We start from the raw sequence: 23266 nt of genomic DNA, 5'->3' as shown, positions 1-23266 counted from the left end.
ACAAATAGTTGTGAAAAATGTGAAGAAATATTCATTCTGCGTTTTACAGACAAAACTTAGACTTATTTGATAAGGGGTGTCGGTTCTGTGTCTTTTATTTTTGAGAATAAAAGTTCTTAGGAATTGATGTTCATTAATGCAATAAGTTCATCTCTATATGAACTAAAAACGATTTGTTCAATTTTATTCATTTTGTGACGCATATCTTGATCATGAACAACATGGTCAGATTCTAATATTATTTTCTTTTCATTTGTGTTTTTTATAAATATGGGTTCATTACTTAAATTACTTGCAATAAAATTAAATGTTCTACGTAAATCTTGAAAAGTAAAAGAAATATTACTTTGTTCATTTATCTTTTTTCGGAATTTAGAAATATTAACAATATGACCAGTTTTAGATTTAGCAGATGGGAAAACCCACTCTCCCTCCATTTGCATTTTACGTTTTTTCATTAAAAGCCATAGAAAATCACCCATATAAAGTTTATAACTCTCATTATTATAAGTATTTATAAAAGAAAGTGTTCCTTTGTGTAAATCCAGATCTTCCCAACGCAAACACTCACACTCATTTCTAAGAAGTCCAGTTAGGACAAGCGTGAATAAAAAATCTTTATTTGTTTCATTCTCCTTCTCCCTATTTTTATATTCAACTATTGTATGAACCCATTTTTTTAAATTATCTATATCAATATAATCATTTCGAGCTGGAATTTCTCGCCATACTTCCCTTGAATTCAGCAAAGCAATAGGGTTCATGATTGGGATTGTTGTTTGCGCATTTTTATAATATTTTACCGAAAAATGATAAATAGCTCGAAGAACACGCATAGACAAATTGGCTTTTGCATAACTATTTTTAGATAGCTGAGTATATTTATCTATAACCATTTGTTCATTAATATAAATTAATTTAAGTTCCTTCCAGTCTATTAAGTATTTTTCTATAACTTCTTTATAATCAGCAAGTGTTCTTTCTTTCAGTTTATGATGATCGATATAGGCTTGGAAAGACTCTGCTAGAGTGGGCTGATAATATTGCTTATTTAAATTATTTTTTAATATATCATCATTTTTAATACTAGCAAGATTGGTATCAGATAAAAATTTTAACTTTTGCCGTGCAAGTATACGTGCGTCTTCAAGAGTAATTGTTTCATAGTTAGCTATTTTGCAACGTATAGATTTACCCTTTATTTTCTTCTCTATAATATATGTTTTATAAGAATTATTCACACGAATAGCAAAGCCGATAATCTCACTGTCGCGATAAATTGCTGGAATGAGTTTAAGTTGATCAATAAATGACTTGGTTAGCTTTACTCGTGAAGTGCTCATAAGCTAAAATCCGTATCGCTTGTGATAATTAACAATATATCAAAATATTTTTCAGGTCTACTGCATATCTAGTTTTGAAAAATACTTGTGTTTAATCAAAAAATTGATTAGTATTGCAGGCACTGAAAAGCCTTGAGAATAAAAGCTTTTCTTTCTTATAGGGCCTATAGCTCAGTTGGTTAGAGCAGCGGACTCATAATCCGTTGGTCCCGTGTTCAAGTCACGGTGGGCCCACCAAATTCGAACCTCATAATCTTTTAGGTTATGAGGTTTTTTAATGCCTTCTATTTTTCAGAACATCTGGATCTTTATATCTTTTCAGTGGTTCATAATTTTAATAATCCGTTGGTTTATAGGTCAAACTTCACACTATTTAATTTTTTAAATACCTTGTCTTTCTTATCAGTATTAAATATCTGTCCTATCATTCAATACTTCATAACTTAAAAAGAAAGTAAAACGATCTATCTTCGGAAAATTTAAAATTTCAGCTACTTACACCTTTTCCTATTAGCACAAGCGGTTTCATAGTGTTCTCTTGAACTGTGATGATAAACAATAAAAGTATTTATATTCATCTCCCTATGAAGGTTCTCAACTTCCTAGTAATAACACGTCAGACTGTAGTTAAAAATTTTCACTTATGACAATTACCCATCATGAGTACGCTAGTCTATTTCAATTATTTAATAAGCCATATTTTGTAGCTTAAAAAAATTTTTGTTTTTAAAGAATTTTTTCTTAGTTCCGAATATAAATGATTGTGAAAAAACAACATTGAAAATTACAACATTAAACCATTACACCTTCTTATCATCGTTAAAAAGTTCAACTGATTGAACTTGCCCCTTTCAAAGCTCAAAAACATCATTTTTTGCTTAAAAACCGTAAAAAATTACAGTTATTTCCTTTCAAAAAAACCATTAAATTTTGATCAAAGAATAAGCAGATGTATTGATATCACGGAATCTTATAAATGCATCTACCTACAAGAAATCATTCCATACCGGAGTGACTGTGGATTCCAGAAACCACAAAAAATAAATGGGGCGAATTTCGGAAAAGCCAGATGAGTACGAAGATTTAAAAGGAAGTATTAAAATGAGCAAATGTCAATGTGAAAAAGACGTGATCCCTGACTACACAAAAGTCGGATTTGAAAATCAACCTGCAAACGCTAATTTAGCAAGTGACAATAATAACTTAACAGCTGAAAATAATATAACTGTAGAAGGCCTCAAAAGCCAACTAGATTCAGCTGGAGTTCAAGCATTAAACCTTCAAGCTTGTGTTTCAGCTTCTTATGATCCAAAAACAAACAAAATATGCTTCAACTTTCCAATCATTGGGCAAATTTGCTTCCCATCTCCTATTAGTATTCCAATTGGTGCCACACTAAAAGTCTGTGGTGATGTTTGTACAACATGGGGTATCCCTAAAGGTTTAAAAATTACACTCTATCTTAACAACAATCCTGTTTGGTCTGGTGTTGTTTGGGGTTCTTGTTAAATCTAACCAATCACATCAATCTGCTGCACTATAATTTTATAGTGCAGCAGATTCATACTTTTTGTCATCTACACGAATTTTCATATTTAAGGGCAATCAAAATAAATGCATCATTTATAATTAAAAGACAGGAGCTTTTACTTCTTATTCATGATTAGCTTTTGTTCGCAGGTAAAAACTTAGCTTTAATTAAAGATTAAATATAATGTATAATTAATATACAATTTAAAACCTATTATATTATTAATGGTGAATTGGTGAGACCGAAGTCAAAGCAGCAAGGACCACTCATGCAGTTTATTTATTAACCAATTAATACCAATAATTTGTAGTTATAAAAACCCTATCAAGGGAATACTTGACCATAAAAATCAAATACTTTTAATAAAATTTTATGCATTAAGGACAAGGGGAAAACATGGAAAATTGGCAAGAAGATCTGCTTTCTGCATCTTTAAATGCAAAAGATACGGATCAGCTGTTTGATACAGCCAAATCCATTAGCTTGCAGCTGGGATATAACTATTGTGCGTATGGTATGCATATCCCACTCTCTATTACTCAACCTAAGTTAATCTTATTAAATAACTATCCCGAAGAATGGCAGCAACGTTATGCTCAGCATCGGTATATTGTTATTGATCCAACAGTACGCCATTGTCTAAGCTCATTAAAACCACTTATTTGGTCTAGCCAAAAAGCAAATAAACAATCACCAAAAGATTTTTGGGAAGAAGCACAATCATTCGGCTTGAGCGTTGGTTGGTCACAATCATGTCGAGATTTAATTGGTACGCAAGGCATGCTTACACTTGCCAGATCAGCCGATCCAATTTCCGAACAAGAACAAAAATCGCAATCCTCAAAAATGTTTTGGCTTGCTCAAATGCTGCATAGTAGTCTTGCCAAAATCGTGAATGACAAAGAGTTCCGTGATTTAAATCTTAAGTTATCTAACAGAGAAAAAGAGGTATTGCGTTGGAGTGCAGAAGGAAAAACCGCTTCAGAAATCGCGCTAATTCTATCTATTAGTGAGAGAACCGTAACTTTTCATGTGGTGAATGCAATGCAAAAACTCAATGTAAACAATAAAATTTCAGCAGTCATTCGAGCAATAATGCTAGGATTGTTATAAATTTGCATCGAAATCAATTTAGCAAGCTAATATAAATCAACATTTAAAGAAAATAATGTAGATCTACCGCCACTCGTAAACTCTTATAAATTATTAATATATTAGGGAAAACTCATATTTATTGATTGAATTGACCAACAATATTATGCAAATACAATCTTATTGTAAGGATATTCCAATTTTACAATGATCAGAATACATCTGCCCCTAAATAGCACTAAACCAAACTACAAATGGCATAAAAAATATCATAAGCAACTGATTAATCTAAGTTTAAATAAAAACATTTAAGTTCTCTAATTCATTAGCTAGCCAAATTTAACCCCCTAAAAATTTAATTTTGGGGGTTTTATAATTCTGAATATCTTAAAATACAAATGAATAGCACACACGATTCAAAAATTGCTCACTTAAAGACTAAAAGAGTTTTGCTATTTCCATATTTTCAATATTCCTTTTAGTATTTATGTTTATTATAAATTATGAGTTCAATATTTGAGATATTCTTAAGCCAAATTTTGTTTAGGCATTGATTTTGATATCTCCATTTGAACATCCCAAAATTTTTCCCACAAATTACAATATTCAAGGCATAGATTTTCTAAATAAATATAGTCTTCTTCAGTACAAGCCTGCATCAAAATGAACCATAAATCTTCTTCATGATCATCATCTGCTGCCTCAGCAGTTTCATCTTCAGAAATGCCATGAACATGGTAATAACCACCACCCTCGACATCTATACCGACAGCACTGGTTGCTTTACGCAAAGGTGGACTATACAAAATCACCTCTTCTTCAGCCACAGCTAATAAAGCAGAAACAGCTTTATAGTCATTATAAGAATTCTCTAAAAAATCTCTCACCTGATGCGCGATTTCTGTTGGCTTATAGTTGCGACGCTCCTCTTCAGTTACTCCAAAATCATTCAAAACATCTTCAAATAATGGATAATGAGCATATTCAGGGTTTCCTTGATAATAACCATCTCGGTCAGCACCAGGCCTGAATCCGAATTCATCAAATATATTCAGACTTAAAAGAAAACGCGGGAACATTTTTGCCCCAGCATGCAATTTAGGTTCTAATTGCTTTGCCTGATATTGAGCTATTAATAAAGCATCTGTAAAAGTTTGTACAATTGCATGGCGATACTCTAAATGAATACGCTTTAAATTTTGTTTACTGATTTCTCCATTGTTTAAAATTTCTATTGCGGGATGATGAGAAACAGGATGTTTTGAAATCTTAACTCTTAATTGGTTTAAAAAGTTTAGATTTTTATCCCAAAGCTCAGCTGAAATGCTTTGTTTCATCCCTGCGAGTGCCTTTTTCCTAGGATTATTAAAGTTCTCAAATTTTTTTGGCATAATTCACTCTCGTTAAACTTATTAAAGTTATCTGATTTCCATATTTTATTTTAAAAACAAAGAATTACGCTAAAACCCAAACTCCTTTTGTTAAAAATCAATCTTAGAATTAAAATTATATTAAATCAAATAGAATATTAAAAAAAATTTAAAAATAATAAAGATTATTTTTATAATATTAACTTGAATCAAACTATGTTTTTGATTATGATCAAATTGATTAAAAAATCAAAAGCTATGCCAACTCATAATTAGTTCTAACTATCTGGAAAAATAATGTCAAAAAAAGAAGATATTATAAATACTGCTTTAAACCTTTTTAATAAAATGGGTTATAACGCTACGGGCGTAGATAGAATTATTGCTGAATCAAATGTCGCCAAGATGACTTTTTATAAATACTTTCCTTCTAAAGAAAGTTTAATCATGGAGTGCCTAGAGCATAGAAACATTAATATACAAAATTCTATTTATGAAAGGTTGAATGCACATCCAGATGCAGAGCCACTTGAAAAAATACATCTGATTTTTAATTGGTATATAGACTGGATTAACAGTGAAAACTTTAACGGCTGCCTATTTAAGAAGGCATTTATTGAAGTATCTAAACAATACACTTCAATTCGAGAACCATTTCAAGAATATACAAATTGGTTAATCAATTTATTAAATAGTTTATTAGTAGAGCTTGGTATTGAAAACCCTACTCCCCTTACCCATATGCTTATCTCAGTTATTGATGGGATTATCATTGATGGAACCATTGATAAAGATTTGATTGATCCTAACAAAAAATGGCAATATATCGAGTATTTAATTAAAACTGAAAATCTTAGTTGAACTGATAAAATTTAACCTCAAACCAATATATTATATATTTTTATATTGACTAGTTAAAATATAGCACTAATAAATATAAAGTTTATTGAGTATTAATATTAAAATAAATGAAATTTACTGCAGTAATAATTTTCTACCTTTTTGGACAAACTCATATTAGAATTCCGCATCCTTATTGTCTCCCATATCTCTATGAAAAAGTTTTTAGGCAATTCTATCTTTAAAGCAGTTGGTTGGACCTATGATGTAGATCCTACAATTCTTGAGAAAAAACAAGTTATTATTGGTTTTGAACATACGTCCAATTTGGATGCAATCTTATCTATTGCTCTGTTTCAAATGTTAGACCTAAAAATTCATACTTTAATAAAAAAGGAACTTTTCAAAGGTCCAATGAAGCCTATTCTTGAGAAATTAGGTGGAATACCTGTAGATCGAAAAGCGAGTAAAGATATTGTCTCTCAAATGGTTGAAAAATTTCAAAGTCACGATACATTTAATCTAGTCATTGCACCTGAAGCAACACGAGCAAAAGATGGATCTGAACGCAGACCTATCCGTACTGGATTCTGGCATATTGCTAAAGCTGCGAATGTGCCAATCGTACTGATGTACGCAAATCCAAGAACAAAAAAAGGCGGTATTTTAGGCAAAATTTACCCTTCAGATTTGCAAAAGGATCTTGAAACAATTAAAGAACTCTATGCGCAATATGATATTGATGTAAAGATTAGCTAACTAATTTAGTCGCAAACTTCGATTCTATTTTTTTAGCTAAATTTAGCCTCTCAAAGCGTGCTTAATTGGTTAACAAAACATAGGACAACAGTTTTCAAGAAAACCATGCCTATGATAATATTCTGGCACTTTTGCATTTTTTAATTTTTGGAGTTCACTTCCATGGCGGGTCATTCTAAATGGGCCAATATTAAGCATCGTAAAGCTAAACAAGATGCAAGTCGCGGTAAAGTTTTTACTAAATATATTCGTGAAATTGTGACTGCTGCCAGACTTGGTGGTGGAGATGCTGCTAGTAACCCTCGCCTTCGTGCTGTTGTCGAAAAAGCGCTTTCTGTCAATATGACACGTGACACCATTAACCGTGCAATTCAACGCGGTGTGGGTGGTGAAGATAATGATGATTTAAAAGAAGTAACTTACGAAGGTTATGGTGTTGGTGGTGTTGCTGTTCTTATTGAAACAATGACAGACAACCTAAACCGTACAGTACCTGATGTACGTCACTGTTTTAGTAAAACAAACGGTAATTTAGGAACTGCGGGTTCTGTATCTTATCTATTTACTAAGCGTGGTGAAATTACTTTTGAAGATGTCTCTTTAGAAGATAAAATCATGGAAGTTGCTCTAGAAGCTGGTGCAGAAGATATTGAAGTTTCAGAAGATGAAATTTTAGTCATTACTTCACCAGAAACTTTTGGTGATGTTCAAGATGCTCTCGCTGCTGCTGGCTTAAAATCTGATAACGCTGAAGTTGTAATGAGCCCTTCAACCAAAGCTGAAATTACAGATGTTGACCAAGCAAAACAAATTCTCAAAATGATCGATATGTTTGAAGATCTTGATGATGTACAAAACGTTTATACAAACGTTGAGTTCTCAGATGAAGTTTTAGCTCAATTAGATGCTTAAACCAAACATTGAAATTTAAAAACGCACCGATTGGTGCGTTTTTTTATAGCTTATTTAATAAGTTATAACAGTTAAACACATTGTATTCTTTAATCACAAAGCTCGAATGTAGAGCGACGACATTGTCAATTTTACCAATCCGTCTTAATAAAATTTCGCTGTAGTCATCCATATTACGTGCGACCAATTCAAGAATAAAATCGGCACTTTGACCAGTGACTAAAAATGCATTTGTAACTTCAGGAATAGCTTCAATTTCAGAAAGGAATTTATCGAAGGTCTCGCTATCATGTTTACTTAAAGAGACTTGTAGCAAAATATGCAAGGTAAAACCCAATTTGCTAAAGTTAATTTCTCTTTTAAGCTGTCCCATGATATTAGCTTCAATTAAGTGCTTAATGCGGCGATGAACAGAGCTAACTGAAAGATTAATCCGTTCTGAGAGCTCATTCAAATTCAGGTCTTCATGAGACAAAATTTCCAGAATTTGTTTATCAAAACGGTCTAACTCCATTCTTTTCTCCAGCCAGAATTTCACAGTGAAGACAGTATAACCCTATACCACTTACCTCTGCATTGAAAATACAAAGGTTTATGGGCAACAAAACCATATTTCTTCTATAGAGCTTAAGTCTTTTATGTCTTTTAAACGTGCAAGTATTGTCAGGGACGATTCATTTTAGAGAGTCAGCTCTATGCTTAAATCTGATTTATCGATGCAAAATCCTTATTCTCACTACTATTTAACGCTAAAAAGGAAGTAATTATCAAAATTTGACTATTTTTCAAGTTTCTTAAAGTTGGCATCTTTTTTGTTATGTATTTGCAGGAAAATTTTTATCCATGTCGGGGGAGTTCCTGTGAATAAGATCAAAACACTAGTATTAGCAATGAGTTCTTTAGGTGCAATGAGCGTGACGATGCCTGTGCATGCCGCTACAGATGCTGAAGTTAACGCCTTACGTGATGAAGTAAAGGAGTTAAAACAACTCGTCCAGAAACTATCTGATCAACAAAAAACAGCTTTAACTGTCACTGCTCCAGCAACAGTTCCCGCAGCACCAGTTACCCCTACACCTCCTGCATCAAAACCAGGTTGGATGGCTATGGCCGATGGGCAAACTCAAGTCAAGCTTTATGGTAGTGTTCGCACAGATGCAACCTATGACTTTAAAGGTTCAAATGGCAGTATTTCAAATGGTGCCAATTATCCACTCAATAAAGATGATCCAAAACAAGACTCACTAAATGTATCTGCAGCAACTTCACGAATTGGCTTAGATATTACTCGACCAACTCAATATGGAGATTTAACAGGTAAAATTGAAGCCGATTTCATGGGTGGCAATGGAGATAATGGTGCTGGCACCTTCCGTATTCGTCATGCCTATATGTCTTTAGGTAAATGGTTAGCAGGCCAAACAACTTCACCTTTTATAAACACCGATACATCACCAGAGACACTAGACTTTACTGGTGCAGTCGGAACAGGTACCACTCGTACTGTACAAGTACGATATACTCAACCAATCAATGCACAGCAAAAAATATTAGTTGCCCTAGAAGGTGGCGATGTTGAAAAAGTAAGTAATGCTGCTGGCGGAAGCCGCTTTCCTGCTTTAACAGCACGATATGACTTCAAAACTACGGATAATAAAGGCCTATTACAGTTACATGGTCTTGCCCATGAAAACCGTGTAGCTCCAACAGATAGTGTTTCACAAGAAAAAATCGGTTGGGGGGTGGGCGTTGGAGGTAAATATGATTTAACTCCTCAAGATAGTTTAGTTGCTAGCTATTATCATGTTAAAGGTGATGGTCGATATTTGTCTTATAGCAACTCGGCTTATAACTATGACACAACAACACAAGATATTAATTTAGGAGAATTCGATAGCGCAGTAATTGGATATCAACGTAAATGGAGTCCTATCCTCCGCTCTACTTTTGCTGTAGGTGGTATTCAATATAAAGATAATAGCGTCTATGCAAATAGCAATTTAACCAATACCAGCTATAACAAAGAGATTTATAATGCTTTAGTTAATTTAATCTGGAACCCAGTTAAGAATATTGATTTAGGAGCAGAATATACCTACGGTCAACGTGAAACTTTTGCAGGTGATAAAGGCGATTACTCACGTATAAATTTACTTGCTAAATATAATTTCTAAAAGCTAGATATAAAAAAAGAGCCTTTAAAGGCTCTTTTTTTATTGTCACAATTAATGCATTGCCTGAATTTTCTCTAAGAAAAGTTTAGCGCGCTCGTGACGAGCCTCTAAATTATCAAAAAATTCATTGGTTGGACAATCTTCAAGAATTTTCCCTTCATCCATGAAAATTAAACGGTTCGATACTCGTTTAGCAAAACCCATTTCATGAGTAACACACATCATGGTCATACCTTCATTTGCAAGTTGTACCATCACTTCAAGCACTTCTCCTACCATTTCAGGGTCGAGTGCCGAAGTAGGTTCATCAAACAACATACAGATTGGGTCCATAGATAACCCGCGAGCAATTGCAACACGTTGTTGTTGTCCACCAGAAAGTTGTCCTGGAAATTTATCTTTATGCGCAAGCAACCCAACTCGTTCCAGATACTTAAGTCCCTTTTCCCGAGCTTCAGCAACTGAGCGTTTTAACACCTTCACTTGAGCAATCGTTAAATTTTCCAAAACTGTCATGTGCGGAAAAAGTTCAAAGTGCTGAAACACCATTCCTACGCGAGAACGGAATTTTGCAAGATCAGTTTTTGGATCTTTTAATGAAACCCCATCAACAATAATGTCACCTTGCTGAAATGGTTCTAAAGCATTTACGGTTTTAATGAGCGTTGATTTTCCTGAACCAGATGGCCCGCAAACAACAACGACATCACCTTTTTCAATACTCGTCGTGCAATCTGTTAAAACCTGAAAATCACCATACCATTTAGAGATATGTTGGATGTCTATCATTGGCATTTAAAATCTCCAATTAGCGAATGATGGCAATTTTTTCCTGTAAGCGTTTGACTAATTGCGATAGTACAAACGAGCTACAGAAATACACCACAGCGACGATTAAGTAGAATGTTGCTTTTGTTTCAGGACCATAGGTATTAGCCAATGTATCTGCACGACCTAAGAAGTCTGGTGCACTAATCACATAGACTAATGACACATCCTGAAAGAGAATAATGGTTTGAGTAAGTAATACTGGGAGCATGTTACGGAAGGCCTGCGGTAACACCACATAACGCATAGATTGACCATAGGTGAAACCTAAAGCGTAGCCTGCATTGACCTGACCTTTTGAAATAGACTGAATACCGGAACGTACAATTTCCGAGAAAAATGCAGCTTCAAAAATCGCAAAGGTCACAACACTCGAAAATAATGGCCCCCAATAAGTATCTGATTGAAACTCAAATATTTTCGGCAACAAAAAATAGAAAATAAAGATGACCTGAATTAATGGAATACCACGAAATAGATCGACATAGAACTTTGCAAAGTTACTTGCGATTGCGCTGTTAGATAAACGCATCATTGCCAATGGAGTTCCAATCAGGATTCCTCCCATCATCGCAAGTACCGTTACCGTAAGCGTGAAGATAAAACCTTCTTTGAGTGCAGCAATAACATCAGGATGATGTAATAGAGAAAAATCCATAATTATTTTCCTCCCGAACCTAAACCTGGTACAGCCATACGTTTTTCAATCCATGCCATCACAAATTTAATGGTGTAGGTAATGATTAAATAAACCGGTGTAGACAGAATAAGAATGATAATGTCCTGAGAAGTTTCTTCTCGCATGGTTTTGGTATAAGCGAAGAAGTTCAAAACACTTAACGCATATAGAACTGCTGAGTTCTTAAAAACGTTCATTGCTTCTGAAGTAATGGTTGGCCATACAGTACGGTATGCAACCGGTAAAATCACATAACGATAACTTTGCGCCGTTGTAAAACCCATCGCAGAAGCAGCGAACTTTTGTCCGCGAGAAACTGTGTTAATCCCCGCTCTTACATGCTCAGAAACACGTGCTGCGGTATATAGACCCAAAGCAAAAACACCAATAACAGCAGGATGATGATTTAGAAGGTTTTTCCACCATCCACCTGCTACAACGTCTCCACTTCCAGCACTTAAACTATCTGGTAAGAACTCTGGGAATACAAAAGCCCAGAAGAATAACTGTACAATTAAAGGAATATTACGGAATATTTCGACATAACAGTTGCCGATAAATGCAAGCGGTTTGTTGGGTAAAGTACGAATTACCCCGAGGAGAGAACCTAATAAAAATGCGATAAGAAAGGCTACAACAGCAGTCCATACCATAGTAAAGACACCAGAACCTAACATTTGTAACCATGTGGGCGCCTCAGAATAAGCATTGTAGCTAGAGCTACCAATGACTTTACAAACTGATTCTGCCCATGCGGCTTTATCGACACCATATTCATTAGACTCCGCACAGAATATAGTCCAGTTTAGCGAGCCGACTGACATGTTTGCCCCTTAAATGAATATCTTAGAAAATAGACCACTTGTGCAAATGAGGTTTTACACTTGCACAAGTAAATTTAGGACAAAAGGAACGTGTTAAATCCCTGCATCTGTTGGGTGGGCTTTAAGCTTTTTGTAAGATGCACTTGGCTGCATATTTAAATTAGTATTTTTTGGTGGAATTGGAGATAAGAACCATTTCTTATATAAAGCGTCCATTTGACCAGTTTTCCATAAATTATTTACGGTACGGTCGGCAACTGCTTTAAATTTTGGATCATCTTTAGCAATCATGATGCCATAAGGTTCTGACGAAAGTACTGGCCCTACAATTGCGAATGCTTTTGGTGTAGATGACTTAGCAATTAGACCAGCTAAGATATTGTCATCCATTACAAATGCTGCGGCACGGCCAGATGCCATCATGGCAAATGAGTCAGAATGGTCTTTACCATAAATGTTTTGTACATTAAGTGACTGACCTTTTTCATTCATTTTAATGTACTTGTCAGATGTTGTACCTTGAGTCGTAACCACTGCTTTACCATTTAAATCAGCTAGACTCTTAATACCAGAGTTTGCTTTAACAGCCATGCGCACTTCTGTTGCATAGTAGTTCGTTGAAAAACCAACTTGTTGCTGACGCTGTTTAGAGTTTGTAGTCGTACCACATTCCATATCAATATTTCCTGCTAAAAGCTCAGGAATACGTGTTGATGAAGTGACTGCCTTGTATTCAACTTTTAAACCAGGCATTTTCAATTCTTTCTTAATATCATTTGCGAACTGGTTACAAATGTCGACTGCATAACCTACTGGTTTACCTCCAACAACGTATGAAATTGGGTCGGATGATTCTCGGTGACCAATAACGATTTTTCCAGTACTTTTGATTTTTGCTAATGTGTCTGCTGCCTGTATTTGAGAAGTAGCACCAACCGTACAAAGCATAATTGTTGAAACAATGAGAGAGGTTGCAGAACGTTTCATAAGAACTCCTTGATGATCATTCCTCTATTTGTCTACAGAATCATTCTTATAGAGAAATAGAGTGATTTATTATTAAATTGCAATTATCGAGCCAACTTTTCCAAGTAGGACTTCATCCATTTGCTTCACTTATTATTTATCTGTTTCGCAGAGTTAATACCTTTAAAACTGCTCACATGTTTCTTACTTTAATCTATATTTTAATCTTCTGTCTATTATTAAGCTCATCTAATTACACTTAAATGTGGCAATTTTTGATTACATTGTAAACACATGCACAATAAAGTGGCTTAATTTTTTCTAAAAACTGTTTTTAGAAAAACTATTTTATTAATAAAAAGAAAAATTAATTTTATTAGGCATTTAGACTAAAAGTCTAAGTTTGTAATTAAAAAACAAAACGAACCTCAAAATAATAAATAAAAATGTTTTAATAAAATTCATTTATAAAATTTATAGTCATGTTTTTTACAATTAAAATATTTCTACAAATATAAAAAAAGCCCGATTTATTTCGAGCTTTTTTATAAAATCTATAGTTTAAATGCCTCGCCAATCAACGCGTGCATTTCTTTCTGTTTGATATATTCTTAAAACATATTGTCCAAGGGGCAAATCAAGTAAAGCTTTCTGATAATTGCTCCACTCGGGCGACACCTCTTCATCCTCTTCGGGCTCCCATGGTGTACCTTTTATTTCAAGTAAAGGTGCAAGCATAGAACATACTGAAATATCCGCGAGACTTAAGCGGTCTCCAACCATATAACGTGCTTGGTTTTCAATGAGGTACTGATTCAACTCATTTATAAGTTCATCCATACGCTCTTTTGACTGACTTACTAGCTCCTCTTCAAGCTTATAGTTCTTCTTTACTAAAGTTTTGAGGAAAGGTTTTGATATTTTTTCAAACTGGCGCAAGTAACCTTGTTCACCCATCATAATTTCTAGAGCATGGTCTCCGTGGGCTAAAGTATGAGCAAGTGCCCAACGACGTACATGTACACCAAGTTCATCTGCCAAGCTATCTATCTTGAGCGTTTGTTGTCGAAGTTGTTCATCACGGCGCAAAAGTACATGCTCTGGATAGGTATCATCCAGATAAAGTGCAATTTTAGTTGATTCAGCAATCCAACGTTGGTCATCTTTCAAAATTGGCAATAAATTTTGCCCAGTTTTGAGTTGTGCAAATGCACGATGGAAGCCTGGAATCAAATTATGTGCAACGTAATCAAGTTCTTTATGGTCTAACAACCAGCGAGCTTTTTCACAATAATGAGACAAAGGAAACTGATACAAAACCCGCATAAAATCTCCACGTTTATTTTTATTTGACTATTCGTACAAAAATCGTCTTAGGTAAATAGATACTTTAGAAGCTATTTTTAATGAAAACAATGGATATTGTGCTCATTTTTCACTGACAGTTAGGTCTATATTTTTTATATCTTTTTTTACCGTACTTATAGCTCTTTTTCATAATAAAACCACTTTAGTAATTTGCTTAGACAATAAATTTCATAATCAATTGATTTTTAATACATTTCCATATCTATATTTATTTATTAAAAATCAAAAAAAGTGCTTTGCATTTTTATTCATAAGCTGAGCATAAGTCCTCGTTTAGTGGAAAAATATTTCTTTTGTAAGGTAATGACAGCAATACAAGGTGTCATTATGTCTAATTCTCTATCTAAAACGACGGCATACGTCCAAGTCATTCAAAATGATCAACAAGCCATTAATGCTGCTTATCAAGTGGCTGATTTTGCTTTAGAGGGTCGTAATACACGTGATCAACAACGCCAACTTCCTTTTGAGCAAATCGAAAGCTTTAGTCAAAAAGGTTTAGGTGGAATTCGCATTGCAAAAAAATATGGCGGTGCTTTTGTGTCCAATAAAACTTTGGCTCAAGTCTTTCGTATTTTAAGTAAAGGCGATGCCAATGTTGGTCAAATTCCACAAAATCAAATTAGTCTGTTAAACCTCGTCGAGATCTTGGGCACAGAACAACAAAAACAATTTATCTTTTCAGAAATATTGGCAGGCAAACGTCTTGCTAATGGTGGACCAGAACGTAATACACATGACTCAAAAACACTAAAAACCACGCTTACCATTGAAAACGGTAAATACATTTTAAACGGTGAAAAATTTTATTCGACAGGAACAAGTTTTGCGCATTGGCTCGCAATTAAAGCGGTTCATCCCGAAGGTCATGTTGTTTTAGTAATTGTTAACTCGGATGCTCAAGGTATTGAAGTCATTAATGACTGGAATGGTTTTGGGCAACGTACGACAGCAAGTGGCACGGTTAAATTAAATCATGTTGAAGTCAATCCTGAACTTATTTTTGATGAACGTTTATTGACACAAGTTCCGACGTATCGCGGTGCCTATTCTCAGTTATTACAAGTAGCTATTGATGTTGGGATTGCGGAAGCTGCATTTGACGATACTTTATCGACTATTCATAAAGCACGTCCAATTATTGATGCAAATGTTGAAAAAGCCAGCTTTGAACATTACACCTTACAAGAAGTAGGTAAGTTAAATATTTTGCTCGATGCTGCAATCTTACTGCTTGATGAAGCTGCTGAATATTTAGATGAACTTGACCAACTCCAAACTGTGACTGATGAACAAGTAGCTAAAGCTTCAATTTTGGTTGCTGAAGCAAAAGTATATGCCAATGATGCAGCTCTACAAATTTCTGAAAAACTACTAGAACTAGGCGGTAGTCGTTCAAGCTTAAGCCAACACAATTTAGACCAACATTGGCGAAATGCCCGTGTACATACCTTACACGACCCTGTTCGTTGGAAATTACATGCCATTGGCAATTATTACCTTAATGGTCATTTCCCTGCCCGCCATGCCTGGATTTAAGGAGAAATTGTCATGACTTCATATCAATCGGTTCAAACAAAACAAACATCGGCATCTGGCCAAGCGCACATTATTCAAAATGATGCTGAAGCTTTAGAAGTTGCCAAACAGTTTGCTGAGCAATTTAAGAAAACCGCAGTTGAGCGAGACGCTAAACGAATTTTACCGTATACCGAAATTGATGCTTTGAGCCAATCTGGTCTTTGGGCAATTACAGTGCCAAAGCAATATGGCGGTGCCGAAGTTTCAAGCCATACCGTTGCTAAAGTGATTGCGCTTTTAAGCGGTGCAGATGGTTCAATCGGACAAATTCCACAAAATCATTTTTATGCTTTAGAAGTATTGCGCAATACAGGTACAGAAGCCCAAAAACAACGTTTGTATGGCGAAGTGTTAAATGGCACTCGCTTTGGTAATGCACTTGCTGAGTTTAAAACTAAAACTTCAACCCATAAACAAACCAATATCCGTCCTCACGAAAATGGGTATTTGATTCAGGGTGAAAAGTTTTACTGCACAGGAAGTTTATTTGCTCACCGAATTCCAACCTTAGTTTTAGATGATGCAGGCCGAGAATATTTAGCCTTTGTAAAAAGTGGTTCACAAGGATTAAAACTTGTTGATGACTGGTCTGGTTTTGGTCAGAAAACCACAGGTAGCGGCACTGTTAAATTTGATCAGGTTTTCGTAGATGCAGATGATGTTATTCCTTTTGATACTGCATTTTTACAACCAACCTTAGTGGGCCCTTTTGCGCAAATTATGCATGCATCAATTGAGGTAGGCATTGCACGTGCAGCCTTTGAAGAAAGTTTGCAAAGAGTGCATCAAGCGCGCCCATGGATTGATTCAAATGTAGAAACTGCAAATCAAGATCCTTTGACAATTTATGAGCTAGGACGCATTGCTGTCGATGTACGAGCAAGTGAAGTGTTATTAAAACAGGCAGCTCAATCAATTGATGCCGCAAAAATTGAAACTACACCTGAAAGCATTGCAAAAGCTTCAATTGATGTGGCCAAAGTACGTGCTCATAGTAGCGATATTGCACTTAAAGCATCCTCTAAGCTGATTGAACTTGCAGGAAGCCGTGGTAGTCAATCACAAGATGGTCTAGACCGCTTCTGGCGCAATGCGCGCGTACATACGTTGCATGATGCCGCACGATGGAAATATTACTTTATTGGGAACTATGTTCTTAACGGTGTTCTACCACCTCGTCGGGGGACATTGTAATGGCAGATTTTAAAGCGAAAGAAATTTTACTCAATGCATTTGATATGAACTGTGTTGGGCATATTAATCATGGCTTATGGACACATCCACGTGATAAATCACATCGTTTTAATGAACTGAGCTACTGGACAGAACAAGCCAAAACATTAGAAAGTGGTTTATTTGATGGTTTGTTTATTGCAGACATTACAGGTGTGTATGACGTCTATCAAAATGGTATAGATCTGACTTTAAAAGAGTCCATTCAGCTTCCTAGCCATGACCCATCTACACTCATTTCAGCTATGGCGGCAGTCACTCAAAACCTAAGTTTTGGAGTCACTGTGAACTTAAGCTATGAGCATCCATATCAGTTTGCCCGCCGTTTTGCGAGTCTTGACCATTTAACTCAAGGTCGTATTGGCTGGAATATCGTGACGGGTTATCTAGATAGTGCCGAACGCTTAATTGGTCAAAAAGGTTTAAAAGACCACGATGCTCGCTATGAACAAGCCGAAGAATTTTTAGAGCTTTGCTATAAATATTGGGAAGGATCTTGGGAAAACGACGCCGTTAAAAAAGATAGAGTACAGCGTGTTTTTACAGATCCATCTAAAGTTCACACTATTCACCACCACGGAAAATATTACCAAAGTGAAGGTGTATTTCAGGTGTCTCCTTCTGTGCAACGCACCCCGACACTGTTTCAAGCAGGTGCTTCACCCAAAGGTATGCAGTTTGCGACTCGTCATGCTGAGTGTGTATTTATTGGTGGCGACAAACCCGAAAAAATACGCGAACAAGTGAAAAAGATTCGTGCTCTTGCAGAACAGCAAGGCCGTTCAGCGGATGACATTAAAGTCTTCGTTGGCATCACCGTTGTTGTTGCCGAAACACATGATCTCGCTGTACAAAAACTTAATGAATATTGTCAGTATGCAAGTCCTGAAGCTGGCCTCGCGCATTATGCGAGTTCAACAGGCATTGACTTAAGTAAATTTGCTAACGATGAAGCAATTCCTTACCAAAAAAGTAACAGCATTGTTTCGATTACCGAAAAATTTAAAGAACAGCAAATCACAAAAAATGACTTAAAAGCTCAGCATGTTTTAGGTGGTCGTTATCCCCTCATCGTAGGTAGTGGCGAAGAAGTTGCTGAATACTTAATTCATCTTTTAGATGAGACAGATATTGATGGCTTTAATTTGACACGTACAGTTGCACCTGAGTCTCACCACGACTTTATTCGCTTGGTTATTCCTGAACTACAGCAACGTGGTCGCTATAAAACTGCATATAAAACGGGTTCACTACGGAACAAAATTTTTAATCGGGGTGATCAATTACCAGAACAACACCCTGTTCAAGCGTTCCGATGTAGTCCCTATAACAACAGCAAAAACTTAACAAAAATTGAAGAAATAATCGCTTAAATTTGGAGATAGACATGGCTCAAACAGCCTCAAAAAAATGGCTAGGCGTAGGCTTAGTCGTTGTAGTGCTTTTTATTGCTTTATTCTTATGGAATAAACATCGTCAAAGTGGCTCAAATGAACTTGTGATTGGTATTAGTCCACCATTTGCAAAACCTTTACAAGCTGCTGCCGATGAAGCAAAGAAACAAGGATTAAATGTAAAACTGGTTGAGTTTTCTGACTGGAACACACCAAACATTACCTTAAATCATGGGGATATTGATGCGAACTTTTTCCAGCATCAACCTTTCTTAGACAATGCAATTAAAGAAACTGGCTTTAAGTTAAAGGCATTTGCAGTGGGTGCTGCATCACATGTGGGACTTTACTCAAAAAAGTATAAAAGCTTAGATGAATTGCCACAAAACGCACGCGTAGTCATCCCAAATGATCCAGTGAATCAAGGTCGTGCCCTACTACTTTTACAGCAAGCTAAATTAATTACGCTTAAACATTCAAATAATCATTTATCTGCACTTAAAGATGTTGTTTCAAACCCTAAAAACTTGCAATTCATTGAAGTTGAGGGGCCACAAACTGCTCGTGCAATTGATGATGTTGACTTGGCTTTTGGCTATCCACACTACTTGCGCTTAGCAAAAACAGCTGACCCTAATAGTGCGCTTTTACTTGATGACAATACCAATAAACGTTATGCAATTTTGTTTGTAGTGCGTGATGACTATCAGGATAAGGGCGACAAATTAAAGAAATTTGTTGAAATCTATCAAAACTCGCCAAAAGTTAAAGCTGTGTTAGATGCTGAGATTGGCCCAAAACTTTGGTTCCCTGGCTGGAAGTAAGGAGAATGACAATGGTGAGTTTTGGATCACAAGTTGATTTTTCTCTACCTCATATCAAAATTCGTGGCTTAAATAAGTTTTACCAATCGCAGGGTCAAAAACTGCATGCTTTAAAAGAGATTAACCTTGATATTCCTCAAGGTAAGATTTTAGGCATTATTGGTAAAAGTGGTGCAGGAAAATCTTCCCTACTCCGCACGTTAAATGGCTTAGAACAAGTAAATACAGGCAGTATTCACATTCATCAACAAAACATTGCTGAATTGAGTCATGCCGAGCTTATTCAAACTCGCCAACGAATTGGAATGATTTTTCAACATTTCAATTTGATGTCTGCAAAAACGGTCTGGGAAAATGTGGCATTGCCCTTAAAAGTTTCCAATTACAACAAAGCAGATATCGATGAGCGTGTAAATGAAGTTCTGGCACTCGTAGGTCTTGCAGATAAGTCTGGTCATTATCCATCACAACTTTCGGGCGGACAAAAGCAACGTGTCGGTATCGCACGTGCACTTGTCCATCATCCTGAAATTTTACTGTGTGATGAAGCCACCTCAGCACTCGACCCTGAAAGTACTGCTACTATTTTGGCTTTACTTAAAAAGATTAATCAGGAACTTGGTCTAACGATTGTACTCATCACTCACGAAATGCAGGTCATTCGAGAAATTTGTGATCAAGTCGTGGTGATTGACCAAGGTGAAATTGTCGAGGCTGGGCAAGTCTGGTCTGTATTTTCACGACCAGAACAACAAATTACTCAAGAATTGTTAAACCTTGAGCAGATCACTCTGCCTTTTAAAATCAGTCCTCTACCCGATGAAAATTCAACTCATATTATTGTAAAACTGAAATATGAATCTGAAGCACATCAAGTACCCGATATACAAGAGATACTTGCTAGATTTAAAGCACCCGTCAATTTATATCAAAGTCAGGTCGATACCATTCAAGGGCACATTATTGGTTCACTTTTAGTCGGTATTCCTAACGTAGAAATTGATCTTTCATCTATACGACAAGATGCATCAACTGCAATTGCACAATTTGAGGTACTTGGTTATGCACGACCAGCTCATTGATTTATTAATTACTGGAACTGTAGATACCTTGCTCATGGTAGGTGCATCTGCATTTATTGCTTTTTTAATTGGCTTACCGATTGCTGTTGTTTTAGTCAGTACTTCTGAGCACGGCATTCATCCGTCACAAAAGATTAATCAAGCTTTGGGTTGGGTCATCAACATTACTCGTTCTGTACCCTTTCTAATTTTAATGGTCGCTCTGATTCCACTTACTCGCTGGATTGTGGGTACAAGTTATGGCGTTTGGGCAGCTGTTGTTCCCTTAACTATTGCGGCGATTCCCTTCTTTGCCCGTATTGCAGAAGTCAGCTTACGTGAAGTCGATCAAGGCTTAATTGAAGCAGCACAAGCCATGGGTTGTAACCGTAAACAAATTATTTGGCATGTACTTTTACCCGAGGCTTTACCGGGTATTGTGGCAGGCTTTACCGTGACTATTGTGACTATGATTAACTCATCAGCAATTGCAGGTGCTATTGGTGCAGGTGGCTTAGGAGACATTGCTTATCGATATGGTTATCAACGTTTTGATATGCAAATTATGTTGGCTGTAATTTTAGTGCTCATTGTTTTAGTCATGTTAGTACAAACGACTGGCGATGCATTAGCCCAGCAACTTGATAAACGTAAAGTTTAAAAGCAATACAACCCCGCTCTAGCCATGACTTTGTCATGGCTTTCATGTAAAATCAGCGACAATTTTTAATTTACACATTTGTGAGTGGTTTTCATGGGTTTTAATTGCGGTATTGTTGGTCTGCCAAACGTAGGGAAATCTACCCTTTTCAATGCATTAACGAAAGCAGCGATTGCAGCGGAAAACTTCCCTTTCTGTACCATTGAACCAAACACAGGTATTGTTCCTGTACCAGATCCACGTTTAGACAAACTTGCTGCGATTGTTAAACCACAGCGTATTTTGCCAACTACAATGGAATTTGTGGACATTGCAGGTCTTGTTGCTGGTGCATCAAAAGGTGAAGGCTTGGGTAACCAGTTCCTTGCTAACATCCGTGAAACTGATGCGATTGCTCATGTTGTACGTTGTTTCGAAGACGAAAACGTAATTCACGTAAATGGTAAAATTGATCCATTAGACGACATCGCAACCATCAATACTGAACTTGCGCTTGCCGATCTTGAAACTGTTGCTAAAGCAATTTTACGTTTAACTAAAGTTGCTAAAGGCGGTGACAAAGAAGCTGTAGCAACTAAAGCAGTTTTAGAAAAAATCCAACCTTTACTTGATGAAGGTAAACCAGCTCGCGCAGCTGATTTGTCTGATGACGAACGTAAATTAGTTCGTGGTTTTGGTTTAATGACTTTAAAACCAACCATGTATATTGCAAACGTTGCAGAAGATGGTTTTGAAAATAACCCACACTTAGACGCAGTTAAAAAACTTGCGGCTGAAGAAAACGCTATCGTTGTTCCTCTTTGCAACCAGATTGAAGCTGAAATTTCATTATTAGAAGATGAAGATCGTGCTGAATTCTTAGAAGCAATGGGTATGGAAGAACCAGGCTTAAACGTGGTTATTCGTGCCGGTTATGCGCTTTTAGGTTTACAAACTTATTTCACTGCTGGTGTACAAGAAGTACGTGCTTGGACAGTAAAAGTTGGTGCAACCGCTCCTCAAGCAGCTGGTGTGATTCATACCGACTTCGAAAAAGGCTTTATCCGTGCTGAAGTTGTTGCATACGATGACTTTGTACAATACAACGGTGAGAACGGCGCTAAAGAAGCTGGTAAATGGCGTTTAGAAGGTAAAACTTACGTTGTTCAAGACGGCGATGTAATGCACTTCCGTTTTAACGTTTAAGTTAAAGCTAAAAAAGCCCCAATATATTGGGGCTTTTTTTATTATTAATGACTTAAATCCATCGTCTCTCGTTTACTGCGTGCCTCTTGTAAAATACGTGCATGCAAAGGCTTTCTAAAACCCAGCATAAATATAAATTCTGCCAATACAAATAACGGCCCTATCGCGAGTCCAATCACATCATCAACAAAGGCAGGTTTTTTCTTTTCGAAATAATGTCCAACAAACTGAAAGACCCAACCCACTACAAAGAAACCAATACTTGCCGCTAACCATTGTCCTAAAGAAAGCTCGGCAATTTGGCTTGCCAATGGATACACAGCAACTAAAATAATCAGCATGAGTAAACCAAATACTTTATCTAAAATGAAGTAATAGATCGTACTAACTGCAATCAACACCATAGCTAAAGTCAGTTTAAAACTGCCAATATCAACTCCAGCTCTCACTGTTAAACATAAAATTGAAAATACAATAAGTGGAATACCAACAAAATGCGTCAAAATATTTTGATGGTTTAAATGATAAGCCGCATATTTGCTAAGCTGTTGCTCCAGATTTGTCATGAGTGATTCCCTATTCATCTACATATAGTCATACTGTACAAATAAGGAAAACTTAAAGTTGTCAGCTATTTGACA

At 36.0% G+C, this 23266-nt stretch carries 22 protein-coding genes and 1 tRNA gene; 14 read left to right on the top strand and 9 right to left on the bottom strand.

Annotation, left to right across the window (positions count from 1 at the left end):
• Positions 1 to 116: 116 nt before the first annotated feature.
• A complete protein-coding gene (locus MSG95_RS02140) occupies positions 117 to 1343 on the bottom strand; it encodes an integrase family protein (protein ID WP_151819346.1) in 1227 nt (408 codons plus the stop codon).
• Between the two features lie 160 nt (positions 1344 to 1503).
• Between MSG95_RS02140 and MSG95_RS02135 the strand changes: the two genes are divergently transcribed.
• The 3 genes from MSG95_RS02135 (at position 1504) to MSG95_RS02125 (ending at position 3987) form a co-directional block, all read left to right on the top strand.
• Positions 1504 to 1580 (top strand) — tRNA-Ile (locus MSG95_RS02135).
• Between the two features lie 864 nt (positions 1581 to 2444).
• Positions 2445 to 2852 (top strand): hypothetical protein, encoded by a 408-nt coding sequence (locus MSG95_RS02130; protein ID WP_031944963.1) that lies wholly within the window; start codon positions 2445 to 2447, stop codon positions 2850 to 2852.
• Between the two features lie 418 nt (positions 2853 to 3270).
• Complete coding sequence (locus MSG95_RS02125) at positions 3271 to 3987, top strand: LuxR family transcriptional regulator (protein ID WP_077165781.1); 717 nt, start codon at positions 3271 to 3273, stop codon at positions 3985 to 3987.
• Positions 3988 to 4493: 506 nt separating this feature from the next.
• On the opposite strand, the gene MSG95_RS02120 is transcribed toward MSG95_RS02125, so the two are convergent.
• Entirely contained in the window at positions 4494 to 5357 is an 864-nt protein-coding gene (locus MSG95_RS02120; protein ID WP_077164051.1) for an iron-containing redox enzyme family protein, read from the bottom strand.
• 276 nt (positions 5358 to 5633) lie between these two features.
• Here MSG95_RS02120 and MSG95_RS02115 point away from each other — a divergent pair, with 276 nt between their 5' ends.
• The 3 genes from MSG95_RS02115 to MSG95_RS02105 all read left to right on the top strand — a co-directional run bounded on the left by MSG95_RS02115 (position 5634) and on the right by MSG95_RS02105 (position 7847).
• Positions 5634 to 6197, top strand: a complete 564-nt coding sequence (locus MSG95_RS02115; RefSeq protein ID WP_077165780.1) for a TetR/AcrR family transcriptional regulator — start codon at positions 5634 to 5636, stop codon at positions 6195 to 6197.
• Positions 6198 to 6389: 192 nt separating this feature from the next.
• Positions 6390 to 6935, top strand: coding sequence for a 1-acyl-sn-glycerol-3-phosphate acyltransferase (locus MSG95_RS02110; RefSeq protein ID WP_077165779.1), 546 nt, complete (start codon positions 6390 to 6392; stop codon positions 6933 to 6935).
• A gap of 162 nt (positions 6936 to 7097) precedes the next feature.
• Positions 7098 to 7847, top strand: a complete 750-nt coding sequence (locus MSG95_RS02105) for a YebC/PmpR family DNA-binding transcriptional regulator (RefSeq protein WP_004702129.1) — start codon at positions 7098 to 7100, stop codon at positions 7845 to 7847.
• Between the two features lie 43 nt (positions 7848 to 7890).
• Here the strand turns inward: MSG95_RS02105 and MSG95_RS02100 are convergent, their stop codons facing one another.
• Positions 7891 to 8361, bottom strand: a complete 471-nt coding sequence (locus MSG95_RS02100) for an Lrp/AsnC family transcriptional regulator (RefSeq protein WP_002050132.1) — start codon at positions 8359 to 8361, stop codon at positions 7891 to 7893.
• Between the two features lie 346 nt (positions 8362 to 8707).
• Between MSG95_RS02100 and MSG95_RS02095 the strand changes: the two genes are divergently transcribed.
• Positions 8708 to 10021: a DcaP family trimeric outer membrane transporter gene (locus MSG95_RS02095; protein ID WP_213033574.1), complete on the top strand. Its 1314-nt coding sequence runs from the start codon at positions 8708 to 8710 to the stop codon at positions 10019 to 10021.
• A 51-nt stretch (positions 10022 to 10072) separates the two neighbouring features.
• Here the strand turns inward: MSG95_RS02095 and MSG95_RS02090 are convergent, their stop codons facing one another.
• The 5 genes from MSG95_RS02090 to MSG95_RS02070 form a co-directional block, all read right to left on the bottom strand.
• Complete coding sequence (locus MSG95_RS02090; RefSeq protein WP_004702133.1) at positions 10073 to 10816, bottom strand: amino acid ABC transporter ATP-binding protein; 744 nt, start codon at positions 10814 to 10816, stop codon at positions 10073 to 10075.
• 13 nt (positions 10817 to 10829) lie between these two features.
• Positions 10830 to 11507: an amino acid ABC transporter permease gene (locus MSG95_RS02085; protein ID WP_077165778.1), complete on the bottom strand. Its 678-nt coding sequence runs from the start codon at positions 11505 to 11507 to the stop codon at positions 10830 to 10832.
• 2 nt (positions 11508 to 11509) lie between these two features.
• A complete protein-coding gene (locus tag MSG95_RS02080) occupies positions 11510 to 12352 on the bottom strand; it encodes an amino acid ABC transporter permease (RefSeq protein WP_004702137.1) in 843 nt (280 codons plus the stop codon).
• Positions 12353 to 12445: 93 nt separating this feature from the next.
• A complete protein-coding gene (locus MSG95_RS02075) occupies positions 12446 to 13339 on the bottom strand; it encodes an amino acid ABC transporter substrate-binding protein (RefSeq protein ID WP_004702139.1) in 894 nt (297 codons plus the stop codon).
• 540 nt (positions 13340 to 13879) lie between these two features.
• Positions 13880 to 14644, bottom strand: coding sequence for a glutathione S-transferase family protein (locus MSG95_RS02070; protein ID WP_039252787.1), 765 nt, complete (start codon positions 14642 to 14644; stop codon positions 13880 to 13882).
• A 345-nt stretch (positions 14645 to 14989) separates the two neighbouring features.
• Between MSG95_RS02070 and MSG95_RS02065 the strand changes: the two genes are divergently transcribed.
• The 7 genes from MSG95_RS02065 (at position 14990) to ychF (ending at position 22625) form a co-directional block, all read left to right on the top strand.
• On the top strand, positions 14990 to 16225 hold the full coding sequence (locus tag MSG95_RS02065) for an SfnB family sulfur acquisition oxidoreductase (RefSeq protein ID WP_077165777.1): 1236 nt from the start codon (positions 14990 to 14992) through the stop codon (positions 16223 to 16225).
• Between the two features lie 12 nt (positions 16226 to 16237).
• Positions 16238 to 17461, top strand: coding sequence for an SfnB family sulfur acquisition oxidoreductase (locus MSG95_RS02060; RefSeq protein ID WP_039252783.1), 1224 nt, complete (start codon positions 16238 to 16240; stop codon positions 17459 to 17461).
• Positions 17461 to 18873 (top strand): LLM class flavin-dependent oxidoreductase, encoded by a 1413-nt coding sequence (locus tag MSG95_RS02055; RefSeq protein WP_324644937.1) that lies wholly within the window; start codon positions 17461 to 17463, stop codon positions 18871 to 18873. Before MSG95_RS02060 ends, MSG95_RS02055 begins: the two co-directional genes overlap by 1 nt.
• Positions 18874 to 18887: 14 nt before the next feature.
• Positions 18888 to 19718 carry a MetQ/NlpA family ABC transporter substrate-binding protein gene (locus MSG95_RS02050; protein ID WP_077165774.1) on the top strand — a complete coding sequence of 277 codons (831 nt, stop codon included), beginning with the start codon at positions 18888 to 18890 and terminating at the stop codon, positions 19716 to 19718.
• Positions 19719 to 19723: 5 nt separating this feature from the next.
• Positions 19724 to 20800, top strand: a complete 1077-nt coding sequence (locus MSG95_RS02045; RefSeq protein ID WP_077165773.1) for a methionine ABC transporter ATP-binding protein — start codon at positions 19724 to 19726, stop codon at positions 20798 to 20800.
• Positions 20781 to 21440 (top strand): methionine ABC transporter permease, encoded by a 660-nt coding sequence (locus MSG95_RS02040; RefSeq protein ID WP_077165772.1) that lies wholly within the window; start codon positions 20781 to 20783, stop codon positions 21438 to 21440. Before MSG95_RS02045 ends, MSG95_RS02040 begins: the two co-directional genes overlap by 20 nt.
• A 93-nt stretch (positions 21441 to 21533) precedes the next feature.
• Positions 21534 to 22625 (top strand): redox-regulated ATPase YchF, encoded by a 1092-nt coding sequence (gene ychF, locus MSG95_RS02035; protein ID WP_004642544.1) that lies wholly within the window; start codon positions 21534 to 21536, stop codon positions 22623 to 22625.
• Between the two features lie 44 nt (positions 22626 to 22669).
• Here ychF and MSG95_RS02030 read toward each other — a convergent pair whose 3' ends face one another.
• Positions 22670 to 23191 (bottom strand): DUF962 domain-containing protein, encoded by a 522-nt coding sequence (locus MSG95_RS02030; RefSeq protein WP_077165771.1) that lies wholly within the window; start codon positions 23189 to 23191, stop codon positions 22670 to 22672.
• Positions 23192 to 23266: the final 75 nt, after the last annotated feature.

Source organism: Acinetobacter sp. IK23 (assembly GCF_035615275.1).
GTDB lineage: Bacteria > Pseudomonadota > Gammaproteobacteria > Pseudomonadales > Moraxellaceae > Acinetobacter > Acinetobacter seifertii.
Note: the sequence above shows the minus strand (reverse complement) of the source record. Positions and strands in the feature narration are given on the sequence as shown.

Coding starts and splice junctions, on each gene's coding strand:
- MSG95_RS02140 (WP_151819346.1), bottom strand. CDS start 1,343: ATGAGCACTTCACGAGTAAAGCTAACCAAGTCATTTATTGATCAACTT.
- MSG95_RS02130 (WP_031944963.1), top strand. CDS start 2,445: ATGAGCAAATGTCAATGTGAAAAAGACGTGATCCCTGACTACACAAAA.
- MSG95_RS02125 (WP_077165781.1), top strand. CDS start 3,271: ATGGAAAATTGGCAAGAAGATCTGCTTTCTGCATCTTTAAATGCAAAA.
- MSG95_RS02120 (WP_077164051.1), bottom strand. CDS start 5,357: ATGCCAAAAAAATTTGAGAACTTTAATAATCCTAGGAAAAAGGCACTC.
- MSG95_RS02115 (WP_077165780.1), top strand. CDS start 5,634: ATGTCAAAAAAAGAAGATATTATAAATACTGCTTTAAACCTTTTTAAT.
- MSG95_RS02110 (WP_077165779.1), top strand. CDS start 6,390: ATGAAAAAGTTTTTAGGCAATTCTATCTTTAAAGCAGTTGGTTGGACC.
- MSG95_RS02105 (WP_004702129.1), top strand. CDS start 7,098: ATGGCGGGTCATTCTAAATGGGCCAATATTAAGCATCGTAAAGCTAAA.
- MSG95_RS02100 (WP_002050132.1), bottom strand. CDS start 8,361: ATGGAGTTAGACCGTTTTGATAAACAAATTCTGGAAATTTTGTCTCAT.
- MSG95_RS02090 (WP_004702133.1), bottom strand. CDS start 10,816: ATGCCAATGATAGACATCCAACATATCTCTAAATGGTATGGTGATTTT.
- MSG95_RS02085 (WP_077165778.1), bottom strand. CDS start 11,507: ATGGATTTTTCTCTATTACATCATCCTGATGTTATTGCTGCACTCAAA.
- MSG95_RS02080 (WP_004702137.1), bottom strand. CDS start 12,352: ATGTCAGTCGGCTCGCTAAACTGGACTATATTCTGTGCGGAGTCTAAT.
- MSG95_RS02075 (WP_004702139.1), bottom strand. CDS start 13,339: ATGAAACGTTCTGCAACCTCTCTCATTGTTTCAACAATTATGCTTTGT.
- MSG95_RS02070 (WP_039252787.1), bottom strand. CDS start 14,644: ATGCGGGTTTTGTATCAGTTTCCTTTGTCTCATTATTGTGAAAAAGCT.
- MSG95_RS02065 (WP_077165777.1), top strand. CDS start 14,990: ATGACAGCAATACAAGGTGTCATTATGTCTAATTCTCTATCTAAAACG.
- MSG95_RS02060 (WP_039252783.1), top strand. CDS start 16,238: ATGACTTCATATCAATCGGTTCAAACAAAACAAACATCGGCATCTGGC.
- MSG95_RS02055 (WP_324644937.1), top strand. CDS start 17,461: ATGGCAGATTTTAAAGCGAAAGAAATTTTACTCAATGCATTTGATATG.
- MSG95_RS02050 (WP_077165774.1), top strand. CDS start 18,888: ATGGCTCAAACAGCCTCAAAAAAATGGCTAGGCGTAGGCTTAGTCGTT.
- MSG95_RS02045 (WP_077165773.1), top strand. CDS start 19,724: ATGACAATGGTGAGTTTTGGATCACAAGTTGATTTTTCTCTACCTCAT.
- MSG95_RS02040 (WP_077165772.1), top strand. CDS start 20,781: ATGCACGACCAGCTCATTGATTTATTAATTACTGGAACTGTAGATACC.
- ychF (WP_004642544.1), top strand. CDS start 21,534: ATGGGTTTTAATTGCGGTATTGTTGGTCTGCCAAACGTAGGGAAATCT.
- MSG95_RS02030 (WP_077165771.1), bottom strand. CDS start 23,191: ATGACAAATCTGGAGCAACAGCTTAGCAAATATGCGGCTTATCATTTA.